Here is a 24,829-nt window from a genome sequence, read left to right as displayed (position 1 = left end):
TTTATACGCCTCTAGGGCCTAATTTGCGGCTAATGATAGCCTACACAATGCCATTTGAGAATCACGGTGTGATCTCGATCTCTGCTGGAAGCTGTTCCAAGCGCCAGTTTTCGCAGCCCCAACGAAGAATATCTTCTATGTTGGCCGCCCTGACGGTTTCAGGTATCTCGAAACCTAAAAATGTCATGGCGCGCAATAGAGTAGGTTTTGGTGTATCTATATCAATAGCCGTCGCGTGATTTTGTTTCGACAATTTATTGCCGTTGTTGTCCATCGCCAATGGTAAATGCAAGTAGCTAACTTCAGGCTGACCAAGTATTTGGTACAGGCTAATTTGACGCCCTGTCGGCTCGATTAAGTCTGCACCTCGCACGACTTCTGTGACGCCTTGGTCGATGTCGTCCAATACTACCGCAAGATTATAAGCAAATAATCCATCTCGACGTTTAATAATGAAATCTTCATTAACGAGTTGCTCTGGAATAGTAATGGTTCCCCGCTTTTGGTCGAGGAAATGAGCGACAGGCTTGGTCATTTTTAGGCGAATCGCGCCGTCTTTCAAGTTTTTATCGCGGCAAGTGCCAGGATAAAAACCGCCATGCTCTTTAATTTGCTTACGAGTACATTGGCAATAATAGGCTTCCCCATTTTCGAGCCATTTGTTTATTTGAGCTTGGTAAAGGTCGTGACGTTCGCTCTGGTATACCACTTCTCCATCCCAATGCAGCTGATAGGCCTTGAGTGCCTCTAGGATAAGTTGCGCTGCACCTGGCATTTCTCTTGGTGGGTCTAAGTCCTCAATACGTACTAACCAAGCTCCGTTTTGTGCTTTCGCTTGAAAATAACTGCCAAGAGCGGCAATCAGTGAACCAAAATGCAGTGGACCAGAAGGAGATGGGGCGAATCGACCTACATAGCGTGTCATGCGTGTATCTCGAATTTAGTAAACAAATAGGGTGCGAAGATAGCCAAAACAAAAAGGGAGCCTGAGCTCCCTTCAACAATCATAATGCTGGGTGATTAACCTTGCATTTGCTTCTCTTTGATTTCTGCAAGTGTTTTACAGTCAATACAAAGGTCAGCGGTTGGACGTGCTTCAAGACGGCGAACGCCAATCTCTACGCCACAAGACTCACAGAAGCCAAAATCGTCTTCTTTGATTTTATCCAAAGTCTTTTCAATCTTCTTGATCAAACGGCGTTCGCGGTCACGGTTACGCAGTTCTAGGCTGAACTCTTCCTCTTGAGAGGCGCGGTCAACTGGATCTGGGAAGTTTGCTGCTTCGTCCTGCATGTGGTGAACAGTACGATCCACTTCAGCTCTTAGCTGGTCGCGCCAAGCTGTTAAGATTTTCGTAAAGTGTTCAACCTGCTCTGGTGACATGTACTCTTCACCAGGTTTTTCCTGATATGGCTCCACGCCGGCAATGGCTAGGATGCCTATCGTTTTCTTCTTTGATTCTGGCATACAGCATCTCCTACTTACACCTAGTCAACTGCTACGCAGTCAATTTAAGGCGGGTATCTATAGCAAAAAGAGGCGGTGCAAGCAAATACTGAATCGCAAAGTTATCGTCAATGTGAAGACGACATCATTTTTTCTCTTAATTGATAAAATCAATAGCGGAAATCAGCTTCATTCCAGTATCGCTCAGTTCAGCTTTGTAGCAGAGAACTTCCACTCCAGCGTCTTGTGCTTGTTTGAGTAATAGTGAATATTTCGCGTCTATATGGTGCGCCGCGGATACTTTTTCAATACCTGAATGTAAAACAGTGAATAAAAGTATGGCTCTACTTCCATTTTGTGCCATTTCTGTGAGCTCTCTCAGGTGTTTTTGTCCCCGAGTCGTGACCGCATCTGGGAAGTATCCTTGTCCAGTAGAGTCGGTCTCATCAAGAAGAGTGACGCTTTTCACTTCTATATAGCACTTTGGCTTGTCGTCTGCGCTGAGCAAGATATCAATTCGGCTATTTTCATTGCCGTATTTCACCTCAGTTTGAAGTGTGTCATAACCATAAAGCTCTGAAATGACATTATTTTCAATAGCCTCTACGGCTAATTGATTGGCACGCGCGGTGTTGATACAAATACAGTGGCCTTGTTCGGTCTCACTCAACTCCCAACTATTGGGGTATTTTCGTTTCGGGTTGTCGGAAGTAGAAAACCAAACTTTGTTTCCGGGCGTTGCACAACCCGTCATTGCACCTGTATTTGCGCAATGGATTGTACGGATTTCACCAGTATCGAGCTCGATATCGGCAAGAAAGCGTTTATAACGTTTGAGTAGAGTGGCGGACTCTAAAGCGGGTGTGAAATGCATTTGCTTATTTAGACAAAAAATTTTTTATGTACAATGTTGCCACCATTACACCATAAGGTATTTCCTTTGTCACAATTGCCGATTGAAGCCGTGATGCCTGAGTTGCTGACGGCGGTCAAAAATCAACATCAAGTGATCTTAAAAGCGGCGCCTGGTGCCGGTAAGTCGACTTACTTCCCTTTGCAGTTACTCTTAAATCATTCGGTTGCTGGAAAAATCATCATGCTTGAGCCAAGACGACTCGCAGCGCGTAACATTGCCCGTTATCTTGCTGAGCAATTGGGAGAACAAGTTGGTCAACGCGTGGGTTATCGAGTTCGTGGCGAGGCAAAGGTAAGTTCTGCAACGCAGCTGGAGATCGTGACCGAAGGGATCATGACCAGGATGATCCAAACTGACCCTGAACTGGATGGGGTTGATCTACTGATCTTTGATGAGTTTCATGAACGCAGCATTCATGCCGATACCGCTTTGGCATTCAGTTTAGAAGTTCAAGAGGCATTGCGAGACGATCTCAAGCTGGTGGTAATGTCGGCAACGCTTGACCAACAAGCATTACAATCGTTGTTGCCGGAAGCCAGTTACATTGAATCTGAAGGGCGCAGCTTTGATGTGGCAATGCGCTACCAGCCGTTAGGTGTGAACGAGCATTTACCTACGAGTATGGCAAAAACAATAGAAAGTCTTATGAACAAAGAGTCTGGATCTTTGTTAGCTTTCCTACCGGGTGTTGGTGCCATAAAACAAGTTGAAGAGCGGTTGTCTCATTTAGCGGATGATATCGACGTATGCCCACTTTATGGTCAACTGAGCTTTGCAGATCAACAAAAAGCGATTACGCCAGCAGAACAAGGTAAGCGTAAAGTCGTTCTAGCGACCAACATTGCAGAAACTTCACTAACGATTGAAGGCATTCGCCTCGTCGTTGATTCTGGGTTAGAGCGTATTGCCCGCTTTGATTTGAAAAACGGTTTAACACGCTTAGAGCAAACACGCATTGCACAGTCTTCAGCGATTCAGCGTACAGGACGAGCGGGACGAATAGAAGAGGGCATTTGTGTTCGTCTTTATTCTGAAAACCAGTTCAAGCAGCAACCGCTGGTTCCCCAACCCGAAATTTTGCATTCCGATTTAGCTAGTTTAGTTATGGAGCTTGCCTTTTGGGGAGCGAGTGATATCCACGATCTAAAGTGGCTTGATGTTCCCGCTAATGCGTCATTGGAACAAGCGAAGCAGCTATTGGTGTCATTGGGACTACTGACGGAAAAAGGGCAATTAACGTCCGAAGGAAAACAGGCGCATGAACTAGGCGTTGAGCCTCGTGCGGCTGCGATGCTAATTAAAGCGCAATCTTACAGTGATAAGATGTTAAATGCTGCTTTGGCGGCGGTCGCACTGATTGAAGAGCCAGAGAGAAATGTTACCAATATCGCTTATAGCTTGCATCGTTGGCTTGTTGGTACTCATCCAAAAAAGTCGATGTTGTTCAAGCGTGCTCAATCTCTGGCGTACAAATTGGATACGGTATTTGACCTGAAAGGCGTGGATGAAGATGCATTACCGCTGGTGTTAAGTTTGGCATTTCCAGATCGCATTGCACAGCAGCGCACAAATCAATTTGGGCGATTTACTTTGGCTAATGGTCATGGTGCAGAATGTCGTCAGGAAGACATGCTAGGTGGCTGTGAGTATTTGGTTGCCGTTGACTTAATGCGTTCTCATTCTAATTCAAGTCAAATTCATTCGGCATGTGAATTGGATGTCAATATATTGCGAACGACCTTTGATACGCTATTTTCGTCTGAAGAAGTAGTGGACTGGGATGAAAAAAGAGGCCGTCTAATAGCTGAGCGACAAACAAAACTCGGTCTGCTGGTCGTTGAACGCGAGCCGTTGCCAAGCCCGGGCAAAGAAAAAATGACACAAGCTTTACTCACGTATGTCCGCCGCCAGGGCTTACAGAGTCTAAACTGGACACCGGCAGCGGAGAGCTTGTTGGCTCGGATTCGTTGTGCGGTGGAATGGTTACCTGAGCAGTCATGGCCAATGTTTGATGAAGCCAGTTTGCTGGATTCATTAGAGGAGTGGTTAGAACCATACATGACGTCTGTCAGTTCGGTTAAAGACCTGAGCAAGATAAACTTGGTCGAAGCACTTAATGCTCGATTAGGTTGGCCACTCAATCAACAACTGGATGAATGGTTACCTGAGCATTACCAACTGCCCACAGGTTCAAAGAAGCGTATCCGTTACCAATATGGCCATGAGCCGATATTATCGGTGCGTATGCAAGAAGTATTTGGGGAGAGTGGTTCCCCAACGGTGGCTCTTGGCCGCAAGCGTTTGGTGCTTGAACTGCTTTCACCGGCACAACGTCCATTGCAAGTAACGTCGGACTTGGCGGCTTTCTGGAACGGAAGCTACAAAGACGTTCAAAAAGAGATGAAAGGGCGCTACCCAAAACACGTTTGGCCAGATGATCCTGCCAATCATGTAGCAACAACGAAAACAAAAAGACAATTGAATAATGACTGACAGCAAGAAGCCTAGCGCGAAAAAAGCGCCAGCGAAGAAAAGTACAACCAATAAAGGAACCGCAAAACAGACTCGACGTACGCCGAGTAAAAAAACGACTAACGAGAAACGTTCGTGGTTGAAAGTTCTGTGGTCGTTTAGCTGGAAAGCTGGCGTTGCACTTGCCGCTGTTTTGCTGTTTGTTGGGATTTACTTAGATAGTGTGGTGAAAGAACGCTTTGAAGGCCAGCTGTTTGAGCTGCCAACGGTAGTTTATGCCCGTATCTTGAATCTAAGCCCTGGTGAGAATATCACCATCCAAGAACTGCGCAACGAGCTAGATGTGTTGAATTACCGTAAAGTGAGTCAACCTCGTTACCCAGGCGAATATTCCTCTTCTTCCACTCGGATTGAATTGATTCGTCGTCCATTCGAGTTTGCCGATGGTCCTGAGCCAGATCGTCACATTATGCTGCATTTCTCTGATTCCGGTTTGCAACGTATTCAGTCTTTAGAATCTCGAGGAGACCTTGGTTACTTGCGCCTAGAACCGAAGATGTTGGGCATGCTGGAGAAAGACCGTGATGAACAGCGCCTTTTCTTACGTCGTGATCAGTTCCCTGAAATTTTGGTGGATGCACTGCTTGCGACCGAAGACCGGGATTTTTATCAACATGACGGGGTGTCACCGCTCGCGATTGCACGTGCATTGGTTGCGAACATTAAGGCGGGTCGTACTGTTCAAGGTGGTAGTACGCTGACTCAGCAATTGGCAAAAAACCTGTTTTTGACTCGTGATAAAACACTGTGGCGTAAAGTTCGAGAAGCGTATATCGCGCTAATTTTGGATTACCGTTACAGCAAAGATCGTATTTTAGAAGCCTACCTAAACGAAGTGTACCTAGGTCAAAGTGGAGGTGAAGCGATCCACGGGTTTGGCTTGGCGTCGCGTTACTATTTTGGGCAGCCAATTCAGGAGTTGCGAATCGATCAACTGGCGATGTTAGTTGGGATGGTAAAAGGACCGTCTTACTACAACCCAATTCGTTACCCTGAGAGAACGAAAGAGCGTCGTGATCTCGTTCTGCGCCTGTTAATGCAGCAAAACATGTTGACTTCAGAGCAGTATGAACAAGCTGTAAGTCGTCCACTCGATACGCAAAGCAAGCCACGTATTGCGAGCCGTCAGCCAGCTTATTTCCAACAATTGAGCATTGAATTAAAAGAAAAAGTTGGGGAGCGATTTAAAGCAGAGACCGGACTGCGCGTGTTTACGTCTCTGGACCCAGTATCGCAAAGCAAAATGGAACAAGCTATCGCGAAAAAGATCCCAGAACTAGCTAAACGGGGTGGTAAAGAGTTAGAAGCCGCTGCTGTGGCCGTTGATCGCCATAGTGGTGAAATCCGTGCGATGGTTGGTGGTAAACGTGTCGGTTATGAAGGCTTTAACCGAGCGCTCAATGCCAGTCGTCCAATTGGTTCTTTAGTGAAACCAGCGATTTACTTAACGGCTCTAGAACAACCGGATAAATACAACCTAGGCACGACGCTACACGACACGCCGTTAAGTCTGAAGAGCAGTAAAGGTAACGTGTGGACGCCGCGCAACTACGATAGAAAATATCGTGGTGATGTGCCACTTTACATTGCTTTAGCGAAATCACTTAACGTACCAACCGTGCGCTTAGGTATGGCACTTGGCATTCCTGAAGTGTCCAATACTTTAGAGCGTTTGGGCGTGAACAAAGACGAAATTCGCCCAGTGCCTTCGATGTTTTTGGGTTCGTTTTCTTTGACGCCATTCGAAGTCGCACAGATGTATCAGACTCTGACGAATTCAGGTAAGCGTGCAAAACTGACCGCTCTGCGCTCAGTCATGGATATGGAAGGTAATGTGCTGTATCAATCCTTGCCTCGTTCATCAAGAGCCGTGGATGAACAAGCTGCATGGCTAACGACCTACGCGATGAAACAAGGGGTTGCTCAAGGCACTGGCCGCTTCTTACAAAGCCAGTTTGGTTGGGCTGCATTGGCAGGAAAAACGGGTACCAGTAATGACAACCGCGATAGTTGGTTTGTCGGTGTTGATGGTCGTGAGGTGACGACAATTTGGCTAGGCCGCGACGATAATAAACCCGTGAATCTAACGGGGTCGAGTGGTGCATTACGAGTGTACGCAGAGTACTTGAAGCAGCGTATTCCTGAGCGCTTAGAGCTCCCATGGCCAAGAGAAATCACCACATTAGGGTTCAAGCCTACATCTGATGGAGGTTTAGAAATGAACTGCCGTAGTGATTACAAACTGCCGGTTTGGGATAAAACCGGTCAGATAAAGCAACAGTGTGAGAAGAAATCAAACTGGTTAAATAGCATATTTGATTGGTAGCATCGCCAAATCAACAACATTAGCTTGTTTATCTGATTAATTCTTAGTACATATTAGGGCGTGTTAGTACAGTACTGCTAGCACGCCCTACTTGATCAGATATTCAATAAAGGAAGAAGTGAATGTTCAAAAAGCTGTTATCAAGCCCATCGGTTCGCAACTTTGCGCTTTGGGTTAGTACCTTTTTGATGATCACCCCTTCTGTTTCCCTCGCAAACTCTCTAACAAAAACGGATGACTTGGAACCTCGACCAAAGGTGGCGGTTGTGCTCGCTGGTGGCGGAGCGAAAGGGGCGGCACACATTGGAGTTTTAAAAGCATTGGAAGAAATGCAGATTCCTGTGGATATTGTGACCGGTACCAGTATGGGCGCCTATGTGGGTGGGCTCTATGCCACGGGGATGAGTGCTGAAGAAATCGAGAGTTTTATCTACACCGTCGATTGGGGCAGCGGTTATCGAGATCGTGTTGACCGTAGCCAACGTCGAGTTCGTGACAAAGAGTATGAAGACCGCTATCAAATTAATACCGACCTCGGCTTAAGGTTCGGTGAGGTACGAGCACCAACGGGTGTGGTGCAAGGCCAGAACATGTTGCGAGTATTGCGTGAGACTACAGGGAACTTAGGGCGATTCGATTCTTTTGATGATCTTGCCATTCCTTATCGTTCTGTTGCGACAGATATTCTTGCCTTAGAAGAAGTCGTACTGGGCAATGGTTACCTTGTGGACGCCATGATGGCTAGCATGTCTGTACCAGGAGCGCTTCCTCCCTATAAGCTCAATGGCCATATGCTTGTTGATGGCGGCGTCGTCAATAACATGCCTGTCGATGTGGCTCGCGCCATGGGGGCTGATGTCGTTATTGCCGTCGATATTAGCACCGACTACAAAACCGAAGATGAATTTACGGGGCTGTTTACTGTCGCGGACCAACTCTCTAACTATCTCGTTCGTCGTAGTACACAACAGCAAGTGGACGAGCTTGAACCTCAAGATATCTATATTCGTCCCAATGTGGGCACCATGGAAACTGTCGAGTTCGACAAAATGCCTTGGGCTTTTCAAGCTGGGTACGATATTACCAAGCAGTTAAAAGACAAGCTGAAAGGGTTGCGCTTGTCCAATGCGGACTATCAAAAATACATCGATCGCAAACAAGAAGTTCGTAAAACTTTAATTTATGGCGATCAGCGTGTGGTTGATGACATAGTGATTGTTAATAACACGCACTACAGCGATGTGCTGTTGACGAATCGTATTGAATTAGAAACCGGACGTCGTATTTCAACGGCCGAAATTGAGAAAGCCGTTGAAAACCTCTACGCGTTAGATCGGTTCGAGCTCATCACTTATCACTTTGAAGAGGTTGATGGTGAGACATTGTTGGTTTTTGATGTTAACGAGAAGTCGTGGGGGCCTAATTATCTCAACTTCCGATTTTTTCTTGAAGATGACTTCGATACAGATAGCCAGTACGGCATAGGAATATCGACCAACTTTACCAACTTGAACTCTCATGGCGCGGAGTTGGCGTTCAACGTAGAAATGGGCACGGATAAGCTGATTGAAGCTGAGTTGTATTCCCCTGTTTTATCTAGCCAAGAACTTTTTGTATCGGGGCGAATTTCCTATGGTAGTGAGAGCCGAAACTTACCTTTAACAGAGCCTCAAGCACCAGATTTAGAGTCAGTAAATGACTTTTTTCCGGTCACTTACGATGATTTTACAACAGAGTTAGCGATAGGTATCCAACCCACATTGTGGCAAGAACTTCGATTTGGCGCTCGCTACTCAACCGGAGATATTGAGCTTTCTACTTTGGCTTCTGCTGGTAAATTGGATTTTGAACGTCGTGGCCTGTTTGCCAATTATCGCCTAGATACACTTGATGATTTCGCATTTCCGACTCGTGGGCTTTTAGTCGATCTCGAATATTTAGTGTCTCATGATCAAAGTCCTCAAGGCGTTAGCCTTTTAGAAACTGACAAAATTATTGAAGATACCGTGTATGAAATCTCTGCACGATTTAAAGGTGCAGTGAGTCATCAGCGTCATACTTTAGTCGGACATGCTGAATATAGTTTTGTAGAGAGTAAAAACTCATCTTTACCGCTTGATCCCAGAGAGTTGGGCGGCTTCTTAAGCCTATCGGGAATCCCAAGAAATAGCCTGATCGGACAGAACTTATTTTTCAGCAGTTTGGTGTACCGATATAAGTGGTTTGATAATGATTTTGGGTTGTTTGAAGCTCCAGTCTACCTGGGCGCATCGGTCGAATATGGCGGTGTTTGGTCTGATAATGATCTGAAACTAAACGAAGCGCCGCTTTACAATGCTGGCTCCATCTTCTTTGGTGTTGACTCACCAATAGGACCAATAATGTTGGCATACGGTCGTACCGAGCAAGATTTGGATGCTGTGTATTTGATCGTAGGAACATCGTTTAATTAATCGGGTATGAGAAAGCAAAAACTTGGCATATTTGGTCAAAATTAGCAGAACTTTAGTCGTAAGTTGCTATGTTGGTCAAAATGATAAGATTTTAATTTAAGGTTAAATTTGCTATTATTTTGCCCACAGTTTGGCCTCTACGGCGCTGTTTCTCAATCATAATTGAATGAAAACAAGGGCAATGGAGAGCCAAGTTTCCAAGGATGTTCACTCCTTTACTTTAACAATAGTAATAATAGAGGAGGAACCGCAATGAGAGGAAAAAGTCGTGCTTGAAGCCTACCGTAAACACGTCGAAGAGCGTGCTGCTGAAGGAGTTGTTCCTAAACCGCTAGACGCAGAACAAGTTGCTGGACTTGTAGAACTTCTGAAAAATCCCCCGCAAGGTGAAGAAGAAGTCATTCTTGACCTACTTGAAAACCGTATCCCTCCAGGTGTTGATGAAGCTGCTTATGTAAAAGCGGGTTTCCTAACAGCAGTAGCAAAAGGTGAAGTTAAATCACCATTAGTGAGTCGTGAAAAAGCGGCTGAACTGCTAGGCACTATGCAAGGTGGTTACAACATCGAACCGCTAGTTGAGCTATTGGATGATGAAGCACTGGCAGAGATCGCAGTAAAAGCGCTGTCTCATACGCTGCTGATGTTTGATGCTTTCTATGACGTAGAAGAGAAAGCGAAAGCAGGCAATGCGCATGCACAGAAAGTACTTCAATCATGGGCTGATGCTGAGTGGTTCCTTTCTAAGCCTAAGCTTGAAGAAAAAGTCACTCTAACCGTATTTAAAGTAACAGGTGAAACGAACACGGATGACCTTTCACCTGCACCTGACGCTTGGTCTCGCCCTGATATCCCAGTACACGCACTGGCGATGCTTAAAAACGAGCGTGAAGGAATAAACCCTGATCAACCGGGTACTATTGGCCCGATCAAGCAAATTGAAGAGTTAAAAGACAAAGGTCATCAATTGGTTTACGTTGGTGATGTTGTTGGTACTGGCTCTTCACGTAAATCTGCAACCAACTCAGTGCTTTGGTTTATGGGTGATGATATCCCTTACGTTCCAAACAAACGAGCTGGTGGGTATGTGCTTGGTGGCAAAATTGCCCCTATCTTCTTTAACACAATGGAAGATGCTGGCGCACTACCAATCGAAGTTGACGTAACTAAGCTCAACATGGGCGATGTTATCGATGTTTACCCATATGAAGGTAAAGTTTGCAACCACGAAACTGGTGAGGTTCTAGCTGAGTTCTCGCTAAAAACAGAAGTACTGATTGATGAAGTTCGTGCTGGTGGTCGTATCCCATTGATCATCGGTCGTGGTTTGACAGACAAAGCGCGCCAGTCTCTAGGTCTTGAGCCTTCGGACGTATTCCGCAAACCTGGTGAAATCGCAGATTCTGGCAAGGGTTACACGCTTGCACAGAAAATGGTTGGTAAAGCGTGTGGCGTAGAAGGCATTCGCCCTGGTACCTACTGTGAGCCGAAAATGACGACAGTAGGTTCGCAAGATACTACAGGCCCTATGACTCGTGATGAACTTAAAGACTTGGCGTGTCTCGGCTTCTCTGCTGATCTTGTCATGCAGTCTTTCTGTCACACATCGGCTTATCCAAAACCAGTAGACGTTAACACTCACCATACACTTCCGGACTTTATTATGAACCGCGGTGGTGTATCTCTTCGTCCTGGTGACGGTATTATCCACTCATGGCTGAACCGTATGCTACTACCGGATACTGTCGGTACGGGTGGTGACTCACATACTCGTTTCCCTCTAGGTATTTCATTCCCAGCCGGCTCGGGCTTGGTTGCCTTTGCAGCTGCGACAGGCGTTATGCCGCTAGACATGCCAGAGTCAATCTTGGTTCGTTTTAAAGGTGAGATGCAACCGGGTATCACACTACGTGATCTTGTTCATGCCATCCCTTACTACGCGATTCAGCAAGGTCTACTAACGGTAGAAAAAGCGGGCAAGATCAACGAATTTTCTGGCCGTATCCTTGAGATTGAAGGCTTAGAAACGCTAACGGTTGAGCAAGCATTTGAGCTTTCTGATGCATCTGCAGAGCGTTCGGCGGCAGGTTGTACTGTGAAATTGTCTCAAGAGTCGATCGAAGAGTACTTAAACTCTAACATCGTGATGCTGAAGTGGATGATCTCTGAAGGCTACGGTGATCGCCGTACTATCGAGCGCCGCATTACAGCAATGCAAGAGTGGCTAGCAAACCCTGAGCTGATGCAAGCAGATAAAGACGCTGAATACGCACATGTGATTGAAATCGATATGGCTGAAATCAATGAGCCAGTACTATGTGCACCGAATGACCCAGATGACGCTCGTTTGTTGTCTGAAGTACAAGGCACAGCGATTGATGAAGTGTTCATCGGTTCTTGTATGACGAACATCGGTCACTTCCGCGCAGCAGGTAAATTGCTTGATAAGTTCAATGGCCAGTTAGCAACGCGCCTTTGGGTAGCGCCACCAACAAAGATGGATAAAGACCAACTGATTGAAGAAGGCTACTACGGTATCTTCGGACGTGCAGGGGTGCGTATTGAAACGCCAGGGTGTTCACTTTGTATGGGTAACCAAGCGCGTGTTGCAGATAAATCAACAGTAATGTCGACTTCAACGCGTAACTTCCCGAACCGTCTGGGTACTGGTGCGAATGTTTACCTGTCGTCAGCTGAGCTAGCTGCAGTAGGTGCAATTCTAGGTAAGATTCCAACCAAAGAAGAATACCTAGAATACGCGAAGCAAATCGACGCTACGGCAACGGATACGTACCGCTACTTGAACTTCCATAAAATGGATCAATACACCAAGAAAGCGGACGAAGTGATCTTCCAAGAGCCGGCATAATCAGAAATGCACAATTCAAAAGCACCTCACATGAGGTGCTTTTTTTATGGGAGCAATTCGCTATACTCGCACCAAATTGATACGAAATAGGCAATCTCGGTGGAATTTGAATTCATTCGTAACACGTTGATGGGCGAGTACTACGTAAAATGTAGCATGGGACATGAGATTGTAGGGCGCTGGTTGCAAGAAGAAATTGGCAAAGAACCGATGAAGATTGCACAAGTTGAAAAGCTAATTGAGCAGTCATTTTTAGCGCCTTCTCAGGAGCATAACCTAACAGGCACGGAAATTAGCTTGATGATTCAGGGCGATGAAGTTCTTATACAAGAAAACGCATTAGCCCATGAATATGATGTCGAGATGGAAAGTGAGTTCGACTTCTACAATGCAGAAAGTACAGCAAGTTGTGGGATAGAGGATTTCATGGCACTTATCGAACAGTGGAAAGACTTTTTGAACATTTAATGCACAGTTTTGGGTAACTTCTCTGCCGTTGCTTTAAATTTGTGAAAAGGGCGCACCGATATGGTGCGCCCTTTTTGTTTATAGATATGTAAATTGAGGTTAGTTTTTATTATTCAATAACTTAAAAACTTGGCACGTAGATTGGATTATAAGAAGTGTTTCAGGATGAAAGCTTCGGAGATAACTCAATGAAAATAATCAATGCCATTATTAAGCCGTTTAAATTAGACGATGTACGAGAAGCATTGGCTGATGTCGGTATCGAAGGGATGACAGTATCAGAAGTTAAAGGGTTCGGTCGTCAAAAAGGTCACACGGAATTGTACCGCGGTGCAGAGTATCAAGTCGATTTTCTACCAAAGGTGAAAATTGAAATCGCGACTCACGCAGACAATGTAGATCGTGTTGTTGAAGCAATTACAAAAGCTGCGCAAACCGGAAAAATCGGCGACGGTAAAATTTTTGTTTACGATCTGAACCAAGCGGTGCGTATCCGAACTGGCGAAATGGACGCAGAAGCACTTTAAGAATTCAAAGGATTGGAGATACTTATTATGGAATTAACAACAACAGTAACCGAGTTACGTTACGCACTTGACACCTTTTTCTTCCTCATTTCCGGTGCGTTGGTAATGTGGATGGCAGCAGGCTTTGCGATGCTAGAGGCTGGCCTTGTGCGCTCTAAAAACACAACAGAAATTCTTACGAAGAACATCTGTTTGTACGCCATCGCATGTACGATGTTTCTGATCGTCGGTTATAACATCATGTATGTCGATAATGGAGAAGGAGGCTGGTTACCTTCATTTGGTACGCTAATTGGTACTCAAGGTGAAGGGGCCGACCACTCTTTAGAATCTGACTTCTTCTTCCAAGTTGTCTTCGTTGCAACTGCCATGTCCGTCGTTTCTGGTGCGGTAGCTGAGCGCATGAAGCTTTGGTCTTTCTTGATTTTCTCTGCGATTTTAACTGCGTTTATCTATCCAATGGAAGGTTACTGGACATGGGGTGGAGGCTTCCTAGCAGAAGCTGGATTTAGTGACTTTGCGGGTTCTGGTATCGTACATATGGCAGGTGCTTCTGCTGCTCTTGCTGGTGTGTTACTGCTTGGCGCGCGTAAGGGTAAGTACGGTAAAAATGGTGAAATTTATCCGATTCCAGGTTCTAACATGCCTTTGGCAACGTTGGGTACTTTTATCCTTTGGTTTGGCTGGTTTGGATTTAACGGTGGCTCTCAGTTGATGGTTTCAGATTTTGAGAATGCTACAGCGGTAGGTCAGATCTTTCTAAACACTAACGCAGCAGCGGCTGCCGGTGCAATTGCGGCGCTATTCGTTTGTAAAACTACTTGGGGTAAAGCCGATTTAACGATGATTCTCAATGGCGCGCTAGCTGGCTTGGTTGCCATCACTGCAGACCCTCTATCGCCATCACCACTGTACGCGGTTGCGATTGGTGCAGTGTCGGGTGCACTAGTTGTATTCAGTATCATTGCTCTAGATAAACTTAAAATTGACGATCCAGTAGGTGCTATCTCAGTTCACGGTGTGTGTGGTTTCTTCGGCCTAATGGTAGTGCCACTGAGCAACGGTGATGCAACGTTTGGTGCACAGCTTTTAGGTGCCGTAGTTATCTTTGCTTGGGTATTTGGTGCCAGCCTAGTTGTGTGGGCAATCTTGAAAGCAACCGTTGGGATTCGCGTTACAGAAGATGAAGAAATGGAAGGTATGGACATGCATGATTGTGGTGTTGGTGCTTACCCAGAGTTTGTTACGGTGAAATAATCATGAGCTTGTAATAAATGGTTACACACTTAACACAATAAAACCTGCTCCGATGAGCAGGTTTTTTAATATTCGTCATTGTCTTCTTATTGAACATACATATAATAACGCAACTGATAAACGTTATCATTAGCATGGTAAAGGATTAAACAATGAAAAAACTGCTAACTCTTTCAGCACTAACTTGCGCTACTCTAGCTCCAACAGCAATGGCTGCTGAAGAAGTGAACGTCTACTCTTACCGTCAACCTTTCCTAGTTGAACCTATGTTCAATGAGTTCACTAAAGAAACTGGCATCAAAGTAAACGTAAAATTTGCTAAAAAAGGCTTAGCAGAAAAGCTAGCTCAAGAAGGTGAGTACAGCCCTGCTGACGTTATTCTTACGACAGACATCAGCCGTCTAGCTGAACTGACAAACAAAGGTTTAGTTCAGAAAGTCGATAGCAAAATCATTGAAGAAAACGTACCTGCTCAATACCAAGATAAAGAGAATGAGTGGTTTGCTCTAACTCTACGTTCTCGTAGCGTTTATTCATCACGTGATCGCGTAGGTAAACTAGGCGCAGATTTCAACTACGCAGACTTAGCTAAGCCAGAGTTCAAAGGTAAAATTTGTACTCGTAGCGGTAAGCACCCGTACAACGTTTCTCTAGTTTCAGCAATGATTGCTCACAATGGCGAAGCAGAAACCAAAGAGTGGTTGGAAGGCGTGAAAGCAAACCTTGCTCGCAAACCACAAGGCAACGACCGTGCACAAGTTAAAGCGATCAAAGAAGGCCTATGTGATGTTTCTCTGGGTAACAGCTACTACCTAGGTAAAATGGTTAACGACAAAGAGCAAAAGGCTTGGGCTGATGCAGTTTACATCAACTTCCCTAACCAAGAGACTACAGGCACTCACGTGAATATCTCTGGTATGGCGATGGCGAAGTACTCTCCAAACAAAGACAATGCTGTGAAGCTAATGGAATTCCTAACGGGTGACAAAGCGCAGCAAATGTACGCAGAAGTTAACTATGAGTACCCAGTTAAAGAAGGCGTGAAGCGTTCTGAGCTTGTGGAATCTTGGGGTGACTTTAAAGCAGACAAGCTTTCTCTAGACGATATTGCAGCCAACCACGAAGCGGCAATTAAGCTATTAGACGAAGTGAAATTTGACCTTTAATTCCTTGTGGGGGTATAACAGTACCCCCATTTGATTAAAGGATATGAGATGTATTTGCAACAGCATTTGTATTTCATACAGCCTTGCAGTAATTAGGCGATGAAAGATAAACACTCTTTATGGAAAACCAGTAGTGGGGTAATAACTCTGCTACTGGTTTTGCCGATCTTAGCGATCTTCTACACCGCGATTGGTGAAACGGATGATTTGTTTGCTCATTTAATGGCAACGGTCATGCCGACTTATATTTTTAACACGGTTGCGCTAACTGTTGGCGTAATGGTGCTGTCCTTAATTCTTGGTATTCCAAGCGCTTGGATAATGGCCATGTGTAAACTGCCGACCGAAAAATGGTTGCAGTGGGCATTGGTACTACCTCTTGCAATGCCAGGTTATATCATTGGTTATATTTTTACTGATTGGTTTGATTTTGCAGGCCCGATTCAGATCTTTTTGCGTGATGTAACCGGATGGGGACCTGGCGAGTATTGGTTCCCTGACATTCGTACGTTGCCTGGTGCGACCTTTGTGTTGGCTTTGGTGTTGTATCCTTACGTGTATTTATTGTGCCGGGCTGCGTTTATGGAGCAAAATGTCTCTTTATTGCAAAGCGCGCGTTTGCTCAAGTGCTCTCCATGGGAAAGTTTTTGGCGCATCTCGATGCCGTTAGTAAGACCCTCTATCGCAGTGGGTTTATCATTGGTCGCAATGGAGACCATTGGTGACTTTGGTACGGTAAGTTACTTCGCGGTGAATACGTTAACCACAGCGGTCTACGATACTTGGTTGGGGTACTCTAATCTTAATGCGGCAGCCAAGATTTCTGCCATGATGCTCGTCATTGTAGTACTGCTTCTTAGTGCCGAACGATACAGCCGCCGTAAACAAAAGCTTTTTCAAAGCCAATTTAACAGTCACGAAGATTTTCGTTACGAGTTGACGGGCTGGAAAAAGTGGACCGCACTAGTTTGGTGCTGGGGCTTGGTTTCGGTCGCGTTTATTTTGCCGCTACTACAGCTGATTGATTATGCGATCACTTATTTTGCACAGAGTTGGACCTCAGAGTTTCGTGAATACGCATGGAATAGCTTAGTTGTGTCTGTTATTGCTGCGATTATTGGTGTTGCTGTCGCACTGATCGTTAACTTTACCCATCGAGTCAATGGTAAACGAGAAAGCTTGGCATTTATGCGTCTTTCTTCTATGGGCTATGCAGTACCAGGAACGGTACTAGCCATCGGTGTGATGGTCGCTGTGCTGTTTATGGATCATCGTGTCAACGACGTTGCTAAAGCCATGGAGTGGGGAAGGCCGGGACTTATCTTTTCTGGTTCCATGTTCGCACTAGTATTTGCCATGGTTGTGCGCTTTTCCGCGGTAGCGATTGGTAGTATCGAAAGTAATTTAAATAAAATTTCTCCGTCGTTAGATATGGCATCGCGCACTATGGGTTGTAAGCCCAATGCCATGCTGTGGCGCGTGCACTTTCCGCTGGTTAAGCGCGGTGCACTGATTGCGGCTTTATTAGTGTTTATCGAGTCAATGAAAGAGCTCAATGCGGCTTTGTTACTTCGTCCGTTTAACTTTGAAACACTAGCCACATACGTTTATAACTTCGCCTCGGATGAGCATTTAGAATTGGCCGCTTTACCAGCGGTCCTGTTGGTTCTTGTTGGGTTGATCCCGCTTGTTGTTGTTAACCGTTCACTGGAGCAAAATCACTGATGAGCTGTGCATTATCAATTAAAAACCTAACGTGCCAATATGATGATCAAACCGTACTCGAATCATTGTCTCTTGAGGTAGAACAAGGGCAGATTGTCTGTTTGCTAGGAGCTAGTGGCTGTGGGAAAACAACACTATTAAAGGCCGTTGCGGGATTATTGCCGTTAACGTCAGGCGAAATGAGTCTAAATTGCGTCACAATTGATGATGGGGAAAACTGGTTGCCGCCAGAACAGCGTAATATAGGGATGATTTTCCAAGATTACGCACTTTTTCCTCACTTGACGGTGGAGCAAAACATTGCCTTTGGCTTAAAGCAGTGCTCGACAAAAGAGAAAAATGCCAAAGTTCAAGAGATGTTAGAACTCGTGCATCTTCAAGGTTATGGCGATCGTTATCCTCATCAATTGTCTGGTGGACAGCAGCAGCGTGTTGCGATTGCTCGCTCATTAGCTTACAGCCCAGACTTACTGTTACTGGATGAACCGTTTTCTAATATTGATACGCAAGTTCGCCATGAGTTGATAAGTGAGATCCGTAAGATTTTTAAGGCCCAAGGTGTGACTGCCATTTTTGTTACGCATAGCCGTGAAGAGGCTTTTGCTTTCGCCGATAAAATGGCAGTGATGAACAATGGAGTCATCGAGCAATATGGCACAGCATCTGAGCTTTACTACCAACCTTCAAGTAAATTTGTCGCTGATTTCTTAGGTGGTGGCAGTTACCTTGCTGCTAAACGAGTTTCGAATTCAGAATATGAAACCCACTTGGGCGTGGTTGAAGCCACGGCTCAACAAGATATTCCAGTACAGGCGGAGTGCTCTTTACTGCTAAGACCGCAGCATGTGCAAATTCAATCCGATGAAGATAGTTCGGTAACCGTATTGGAACAGCATTTTATGGGTGATCACTGCCGTTATGTGATTAACGCGAATGGTGACCGTTTGTTAGCTACAGCTTCGCAAGCATTAAATATAGGTGAGTCCGTCGCGGTGAAAATTGAAACGCAAGGCGTCCTGGCATTTGCTTAACGGTCCTGAGTATCTTTGCTATCTCGTTTACGACTTTCCAACATACAATAAAAAAGCCCGGCAGTGGGGCCGGGCAAGTGCTCTTCTCCTGTTGATGAGCGCCTTTTCAGACAGCGTCGACTCTCATCATAGTGCTCGAAGCGGGCACAAGGTTCAGTTATAAAGACAAGAAGTCTTTAAACTGTTGAAGAACACGTTCCGCAGTGTCCTTATCTTGCATCTCTGCAAAAATTCGTAGCAGTGGCTCAGTACCAGAGAAGCGAGCGATGATCCAACCGCCGTTTTTGAAGTAGACTTTCGCACCATCTTCATAGCTGACTTTTTCGATTTCAAGCTCAAACTCAGGCAACTGCTTTTCAACATAAATCTTGTTGAACAGTACGTCTTTTTGCGCTGGTTTGAACTTGCAATCGCCTTCTGCCATGTAGGCATAGCCGTACTTGCCGTAGATTTCATCCAGCAACTCAGACAGCTTCTTGCCGGTTACTGAAATCATTTCTACCAATAGGCTTGATGCGAATACGCCGTCTTTACCTTTGATGTGGCCGCGAATGGTTAGGCCACCAGAGCTTTCCCCGCCAATCAGTGAGTCATCCGCTTCCATTTGGGAGCTGATGTGCTTAAAGCCTACAGGAACCTCAAAGCATTTCTCGCCATGATCTTCGGCGACTTTATCGAGAAGGTGGGTGGTTGCGATGTTACGTACCACGGAGCCTTTCCAGCCTTTGTATTCAAGTAGGTAGTAGTAAAGCAGCAGTAGCACTTCATTTGGATGAATGAAGTTACCTTTTTCGTCGATAATACCAAGACGGTCCGCATCGCCATCAGTACCGATGCCAATATCGTAACCTTGCTCTTTCACTAGGTGCATCAAACGGTAGAGTGTTGCAGCGCTTGGCGAAGGCATTAAGCCACCGAAATCTGGGTTTTTGCCATCGTTAATCACATCAACGTCACAGCGGCCGTTGATTAATACGGTTTGCAGTGCGTTTTTCGCGACACCAAACATTGGGTCGATCAAAACACGTAAATTCGCCTTCTTGATCGCTTCGATGTCGATAAAGTCGATGATTGAGTCAACGAATTCGTTCATCGGATTGATGATTTCAATCAGCTTATCTTCAACCGCTTGTTCAAAGTCGACGCTTTTTACATCTTGCGCAGTGAGCGCGTCTATTTGTGATTCGATTTTTTGGGTGATGATTTCATCTGCGTCACGACCGCCTTCAATGAAGACTTTAATGCCGTTGTAATCGGCAGGGTTGTGTGATGCGGTAATACATGCCGAGTATGCGCAGCCCATTTCTTTCGCTTTAAACATTACGATAGGTGTTGGGACAAATTTGTCGATAAAGCTGACCACAATGCCGTTTGCTGCTAGAACTTCAGCGAACCAACGACCTGCTTTATCGGAAAGAAAACGACGGTCATAGCCAATCACAAAACCGCGATCAGCAACCGATTCGTTATTCGTGATGTTTGCAACTGCTTGGGCAACCAAGCGTACGTTATCTTTAGTGAACTCCTCACCGATAAATGCACGCCAACCGCCTGTACCAAATTTGATCATGATTCGATCCTCGATAAGAGCGGCATCCCACCGCGTCTTAAATCTTTGCTAGCGAACCGATGCACTTGTAAAACATAAATGCACCGGATAAATCAAAAGGGGAGAAGGACTCCCCCAAAAGATGATTAACCTAGAGTAACGATAACTTCGTTTACTGAACCTTCCGCTTGAACTGGGACAGAGGCACCATTTACAGCTTCACCGTTCACGGTAATCGACTTAACGCCTTTGCTTACTGAGTCTGGGTTAACGACTTTGATGTTGTACGTTGCTCCTAGCCATTGGCGAGTCACTTCGAAACCAGGCCAGTTCGTTGGGATACATGGATCGATAGTTAGGCCATCGAAGCCTGTACGCACACCAAGAATAAAGTTGGTAACAGCGAAGTAAGCCCAGCCTGACGTACCTGTTAACCATGGGTGGTTTGCACGACCGTGGTCTTGGTGGTCACGACCCATGATGAACTGAACGTATGAGTATGGTTCTGCAATACGTTTTTCGATGATGTCGTTCTGGTTGTATGGGTTTAGCGCATCGTAGAACTTCATTGCACGATCACCACGACCCAGTTTCGCTTCAGCTACCCAAGCCCATGGGTTTGGATGCGAGAATATCGCACCGTTCTCTTTTACGCCTTGGTAAACACGAGTTACGAAGCCGATATCATCATTCGGTGTTGCAAAAGATGGTGAGTTTAGGTGAAGGCCGTATTCAGAGAACAGGTTCTCATCGACAGCGTCCATCGCTTTTTCGCCGCGCTCTTGAGATACCGCACCAGAAAGTACCGCAAGTGTGTTTGACTCTAGGTGTACTCGGCCTTCCGCTTGTTGCGCAGTACCGATCTTGTCGCCATTCTTCGTCAGACCACGGATGTACCAACCGCCTTCGTCATCCCAAAGGTGGGTTTCACACGCTTCACGAACGTTTGCTGCCATCACCGTGTATTTTTCAACGTCGGCTTGTTTACCTAGGTATTTCGCTAGGTCGATGAACTCCTGCAGTGCCCAGAAATGTAGGAACGACACCATTGAAGATTCGCCACCACCTAGGTTCAGACAGTCGTTCCAGTCTGCACGCAGACCTTTACAGATACCGGTTTGACCTACGTATTCAGCCGAGAAGTCTAGCGCGGCTTTCATGTGGTCATAAACCGTTGCATCGCCACCGTCGGCGTAAGGGATCACTTCGTCGAAGAAGCTGTGCTCACCGGTTTCCATCACGTACTTACAGATGGTTGGAACTAGCCATAGATGGTCATCGGAACAAGTGTCTTCGATGCCGTGAATTTTGTCTTCATCAGAAGGTGTTGGAACTACGGTTGGGGATTTCGATGGTTTAACATCAGCTTTTTCTGGATCAAACCAATCTGGATCGAATAGGTGTAGACCGTAGCCCGCTTTTACTTGGCCACGCAGTAGGTCAACGATACGTTTTCGCGTCATTGCTGGGTTAGCGTGAGGAACTGAGATTGCATCTTGCGCTGTATCGCGGTAACCAAGACCAGTACGACCACCCACTTCGATGAATGAAGCAAAGCGAGACCACACCACACAAGTTTCTGCTTGGTACAGTGTCCAAGCGTTGATCATGGTATCTAGACCTTCGTTTGGTGATTTCACTTGGAACTTGCCACAGCGTTCATCCCAGTGTGCTTTGATACCCGCAAATGCGTTGTCGACTTCTGCAAGGTCTTGGTACTTAGCACGTAGACGGTCACCATTGCCTTTACCGATACCTAGAATGTAAGCAAAGCGAACTTCTTCACCCGGCTGGATAGTGAATTGCTTGTGCAGAGAGCCACAGTGGTTGTAACACGTTTGTGCTGTGTTGAAACACTTCCCTTGTTCTACCGCTAGCGGGTTTGCTTCGTCACGGTATAGGCCAAGGAAGCTGTCACGTTGACCGTCGTATGAATCTGGATCAAATGTTGAAGCTAGGTAGTAGAAACCTTCGAAATCGTTGGTGTTGTAGTACAGGTCGTACTCAATCACGCCTTCATTGTAAGCCGTACCTGCTGAGTACAGAGACATCTGATGGTTTTGGTTATCAGATTGAATGTGGCTGAATGAGAACTCAACAAATGAGAATGCACTGATCGTACGTGGTTTGTCAGAGGTGTTTTTAATCACTACATCCCAGATTTCAGCGTCTTCGCCTTTTGGCACGAACAGAGTTTTTGTTGCGGTAATACCGCTGTATTCACATTTGAACTTAGAGTAAGACAAGCCGTGACGAACTTCGTAGTTTGCTTCGTCTAGGCTCTTCGCAACTGGTTGCCAAGAGATTGACCAGTAATCACCTGTCTCATCATCACGCAAGTAAACGTAGTGTCCTGGGCGATCGAATGTCGCATTTGGACGGAATTTAGTAACACGGTTGTATTCTGGAGAGTTGTAGAACGAGTAGCCACCCGCGTTGTGCGAGATAACCGTACAGAACTTCTCAGTACCTAGGTAGTTGGTCCATGGTGCTGGTACGTCAGGGCGAGTGATGACGTATTCGCGATTCTCGTTATCGAAATAGCCGTATTTCATTTGTGTCTTTCCTTTTTACGAAGCTGCATCAGCAGCCAAAATTTAAAAACTCTTCAAGCGTGATGTTTCGACATCAGTTTTGTATTACTTCCACGGTTTACGGTAATTCACTCCCTGCAAATCAAGCAGAGGTAGATGGCCTTTCAAGCGTGATAAATAGTCGGTCCAATCTCGGTGTTGTTTGTCTGTCCAACATGCTTCTGCCATTGCAGTTAAACGAGGGAAGATCATGTAGTCCATGCGAGGTTGGTTATTGATAATTTCGCACCATAATGCTGTTTGGATGCCCCAAATGCGCTTACGTATTGGGTCGTCAGCAGGCACTTCAGCGAGCGGCTCGTAGTTGTAAGCTTTTTCTAGTGGCAGTGGGTTTGCCCAGTCCACGCCCGGTTCTTCAGGTGCGTAGTCTTGGGTCATATCTAGGTAAGTGGTTTGTGCTGGTTGCAGCACCACATCAAAGCCTTGGCGAGCACAGTTCAATGCCGCTTCTTCGCTTAGCCATGAGTAGATCACCGTATCTTTACTGACTTTGTCGCCGTGTTGAGCTTCTTCCCAGCCCAGCATGCGTTTGCCCAATTTACGAAGTTTGTCTTCGGCATAACGCAAGAAGTGTCCTTGCAAATCTTTGTAGTCGCTGTAACCCAGTTGTTCCATTAGTGCTTGGCATGCTGGGCTTTTTGACCATACGCCGTTAGGTACTTCGTCGGCACCAATATGAACGTAAGGCGCAGGAAAAAGCGCAGAGACTTCTTCTAGCACTTTGTCGATAAACTCATAACTCCCCGGCAGAGCGGGGTTAATGACGTTGTCGTTGTAATGCTGAATACTGCGGTATTCGGTGGTATCTTCCGCTTCTACCAATAGGTGTGGTAACGACTTGATGGCGGCTCGGCAATGACCAGGTACATCAATTTCAGGAATGATGGTGATGCCTCGTTGCGATGCAAATTCGATAACGTCTTTGATGTCTTCTTGTGTGTAGAAGCCGCCGTAACGTTCATCAAAGTGCGTGTACTGTGGTTCATTGATCTCATCCAATCCGCGCCAAGCACCAATATCGGTCAGTTGAGGCAGTGATTTGATTTCAATTCGCCAACCCTCATCGTCGGTGAGATGCCAATGGAACGTATTGAACTTGTAATGAGCCAGTTGGTTGATCAAGCGTTTGACTTGCTCAACGGAGTGAAAGTGACGAGCACAATCCAGCATCATACCGCGGTAACGAAAACGTGGCCTGTCCTTGATTGAACAGCAAACTACTTCCATTGAGTTAGGTTGATCGCCAACTTTGATTAGTTGTAACAACGTTGCACAAGCATGGGTAAAACCAGACGAAGATCCTGCTTCAATTTTGATTGACTCTTCGGCTACTTTCAGTTTGTAAGCGCCTTCATCCAAGGTTGGGTTGCCTTTGAAGATGATCTGACTGCCATTGTCTGATGCGAACTCAAATTGGTGAATGCGCTTAAGCTCTTCAAGTAGCCATTCTTTAGCTGAATTGGCCAGGCTTGAATAAACCGCGACGCCAGCATGATGATCAAAGCTAAAATAGTGATCGCTGACCTCAATATGGTTTGGTTTTGGCAGCAAGGGCTGTGCATGGGTTAAACTTGCCGGAATCTCACTGCGTTCACGGTATGGTGAAGCTAATACGATAGGCGTGACATCCACTTGTGCGCGCTGTGGGTTTCCATCAACGACAAAGTTGATCATCGCTTCGTTAAAGCCATCCGAGTAATAACGGAATGGGTTCGAACCAATACTGAATTCACAGTAATAGTGATGGTTGGCAGCCAGTACCACCCCTTCTGGTTTAAGTGTGCAAAAACTACCAATTTGAGTCAGTTGACCATTTGAAACGCTGTTTGGAAGAATGTAACGATCGAAAGCGAAAGTTAAGCTCCAGCTGTTTAGGTCTTGGTCGCTCAAGTTATGAAAGGTGAGGCCAAAGCGGCAGTTTTGTTTCTGCTCAGAAAGGACTACGAGATCAACACGATATTCCATATCTACTC

16 protein-coding genes are annotated in these 24,829 nt (G+C 45.7%); 10 read left to right on the top strand and 6 right to left on the bottom strand.

The annotated features are described in order from the left end of the window. Positions 1-61: 61 nt before the first annotated feature. The 3 genes from gluQRS to sfsA form a co-directional block, all read right to left on the bottom strand. Positions 62-925: a tRNA glutamyl-Q(34) synthetase GluQRS gene (gene gluQRS, locus R7O13_RS16675; protein WP_005386586.1), complete on the bottom strand. Its 864-nt coding sequence runs from the start codon at positions 923-925 to the stop codon at positions 62-64. A 95-nt stretch (positions 926-1,020) separates the two neighbouring features. Continuing rightward, positions 1,021-1,467: an RNA polymerase-binding protein DksA gene (gene dksA / locus R7O13_RS16670; protein ID WP_005386584.1), complete on the bottom strand. Its 447-nt coding sequence runs from the start codon at positions 1,465-1,467 to the stop codon at positions 1,021-1,023. A gap of 136 nt (positions 1,468-1,603) precedes the next feature. Continuing rightward, positions 1,604-2,320, bottom strand: coding sequence for a DNA/RNA nuclease SfsA (gene sfsA, locus R7O13_RS16665; protein WP_318304292.1), 717 nt, complete (start codon positions 2,318-2,320; stop codon positions 1,604-1,606). A 66-nt stretch (positions 2,321-2,386) separates the two neighbouring features. Here sfsA and hrpB point away from each other — a divergent pair, with 66 nt between their 5' ends. From hrpB to R7O13_RS16615, 10 genes are all read left to right on the top strand, one after another. Then, positions 2,387-4,855, top strand: coding sequence for an ATP-dependent helicase HrpB (gene hrpB / locus R7O13_RS16660; protein WP_318304291.1), 2,469 nt, complete (start codon positions 2,387-2,389; stop codon positions 4,853-4,855). Then, complete coding sequence (mrcB, locus tag R7O13_RS16655) at positions 4,848-7,220, top strand: penicillin-binding protein 1B (protein WP_318304290.1); 2,373 nt, start codon at positions 4,848-4,850, stop codon at positions 7,218-7,220. The genes hrpB and mrcB overlap by 8 nt, the downstream gene beginning before the upstream one ends. A 122-nt stretch (positions 7,221-7,342) precedes the next feature. Then, positions 7,343-9,673, top strand: coding sequence for a patatin-like phospholipase family protein (locus tag R7O13_RS16650; protein WP_171344519.1), 2,331 nt, complete (start codon positions 7,343-7,345; stop codon positions 9,671-9,673). Between the two features lie 268 nt (positions 9,674-9,941). Further along, positions 9,942-12,539, top strand: coding sequence for a bifunctional aconitate hydratase 2/2-methylisocitrate dehydratase (gene acnB / locus R7O13_RS16645; protein ID WP_005380009.1), 2,598 nt, complete (start codon positions 9,942-9,944; stop codon positions 12,537-12,539). 99 nt (positions 12,540-12,638) lie between these two features. Continuing rightward, complete coding sequence (locus R7O13_RS16640; protein WP_262638698.1) at positions 12,639-13,007, top strand: YacL family protein; 369 nt, start codon at positions 12,639-12,641, stop codon at positions 13,005-13,007. 188 nt (positions 13,008-13,195) lie between these two features. Beyond that, on the top strand, positions 13,196-13,534 hold the full coding sequence (locus R7O13_RS16635; RefSeq protein WP_005386570.1) for a P-II family nitrogen regulator: 339 nt from the start codon (positions 13,196-13,198) through the stop codon (positions 13,532-13,534). Positions 13,535-13,561: 27 nt separating this feature from the next. Next, positions 13,562-14,791, top strand: coding sequence for an ammonium transporter (locus R7O13_RS16630; RefSeq protein ID WP_005386568.1), 1,230 nt, complete (start codon positions 13,562-13,564; stop codon positions 14,789-14,791). A 152-nt stretch (positions 14,792-14,943) separates the two neighbouring features. Continuing rightward, a complete protein-coding gene (locus R7O13_RS16625; RefSeq protein WP_005386566.1) occupies positions 14,944-15,957 on the top strand; it encodes a Fe(3+) ABC transporter substrate-binding protein in 1,014 nt (337 codons plus the stop codon). A gap of 99 nt (positions 15,958-16,056) precedes the next feature. After that, positions 16,057-17,682, top strand: coding sequence for an ABC transporter permease (locus R7O13_RS16620; protein ID WP_005386564.1), 1,626 nt, complete (start codon positions 16,057-16,059; stop codon positions 17,680-17,682). Then, on the top strand, positions 17,682-18,713 hold the full coding sequence (locus R7O13_RS16615) for an ABC transporter ATP-binding protein (protein ID WP_005380055.1): 1,032 nt from the start codon (positions 17,682-17,684) through the stop codon (positions 18,711-18,713). Before R7O13_RS16620 ends, R7O13_RS16615 begins: the two co-directional genes overlap by 1 nt. 157 nt (positions 18,714-18,870) lie before the next feature. Here the strand turns inward: R7O13_RS16615 and R7O13_RS16610 are convergent, their stop codons facing one another. From R7O13_RS16610 to R7O13_RS16600, 3 genes are all read right to left on the bottom strand, one after another. Further along, entirely contained in the window at positions 18,871-20,283 is a 1,413-nt protein-coding gene (locus tag R7O13_RS16610) for a phosphoglucomutase/phosphomannomutase family protein (RefSeq protein WP_318304286.1), read from the bottom strand. A gap of 125 nt (positions 20,284-20,408) precedes the next feature. Next, on the bottom strand, positions 20,409-22,817 hold the full coding sequence (locus tag R7O13_RS16605) for a GH36-type glycosyl hydrolase domain-containing protein (protein ID WP_238843852.1): 2,409 nt from the start codon (positions 22,815-22,817) through the stop codon (positions 20,409-20,411). Positions 22,818-22,901: 84 nt separating this feature from the next. Beyond that, positions 22,902-24,821 carry a beta-N-acetylhexosaminidase gene (locus R7O13_RS16600; protein WP_213871667.1) on the bottom strand — a complete coding sequence of 640 codons (1,920 nt, stop codon included), beginning with the start codon at positions 24,819-24,821 and terminating at the stop codon, positions 22,902-22,904. Between the last annotated feature and the right edge of the window lie 8 nt (positions 24,822-24,829).

The organism is Vibrio sp. Y176 (assembly GCF_033438945.1).
Note: the sequence above shows the minus strand (reverse complement) of the source record. Positions and strands in the feature narration are given on the sequence as shown.

Bases quoted from the DNA above. Each gene is read 5' to 3' on its own strand.
- R7O13_RS16635 (WP_005386570.1), top strand. From the start codon at position 13,196: ATGAAAATAATCAATGCCATTATTAAGCCGTTTAAATTAGACGATGTA.
- R7O13_RS16650 (WP_171344519.1), top strand. From the start codon at position 7,343: ATGTTCAAAAAGCTGTTATCAAGCCCATCGGTTCGCAACTTTGCGCTT.
- R7O13_RS16625 (WP_005386566.1), top strand. From the start codon at position 14,944: ATGAAAAAACTGCTAACTCTTTCAGCACTAACTTGCGCTACTCTAGCT.
- R7O13_RS16615 (WP_005380055.1), top strand. From the start codon at position 17,682: ATGAGCTGTGCATTATCAATTAAAAACCTAACGTGCCAATATGATGAT.
- gluQRS (WP_005386586.1), bottom strand. From the start codon at position 925: ATGACACGCTATGTAGGTCGATTCGCCCCATCTCCTTCTGGTCCACTG.
- R7O13_RS16600 (WP_213871667.1), bottom strand. From the start codon at position 24,821: ATGGAATATCGTGTTGATCTCGTAGTCCTTTCTGAGCAGAAACAAAAC.
- R7O13_RS16610 (WP_318304286.1), bottom strand. From the start codon at position 20,283: ATGATCAAATTTGGTACAGGCGGTTGGCGTGCATTTATCGGTGAGGAG.
- R7O13_RS16630 (WP_005386568.1), top strand. From the start codon at position 13,562: ATGGAATTAACAACAACAGTAACCGAGTTACGTTACGCACTTGACACC.
- dksA (WP_005386584.1), bottom strand. From the start codon at position 1,467: ATGCCAGAATCAAAGAAGAAAACGATAGGCATCCTAGCCATTGCCGGC.
- R7O13_RS16620 (WP_005386564.1), top strand. From the start codon at position 16,057: ATGAAAGATAAACACTCTTTATGGAAAACCAGTAGTGGGGTAATAACT.
- R7O13_RS16605 (WP_238843852.1), bottom strand. From the start codon at position 22,817: ATGAAATACGGCTATTTCGATAACGAGAATCGCGAATACGTCATCACT.
- sfsA (WP_318304292.1), bottom strand. From the start codon at position 2,320: ATGCATTTCACACCCGCTTTAGAGTCCGCCACTCTACTCAAACGTTAT.
- mrcB (WP_318304290.1), top strand. From the start codon at position 4,848: ATGACTGACAGCAAGAAGCCTAGCGCGAAAAAAGCGCCAGCGAAGAAA.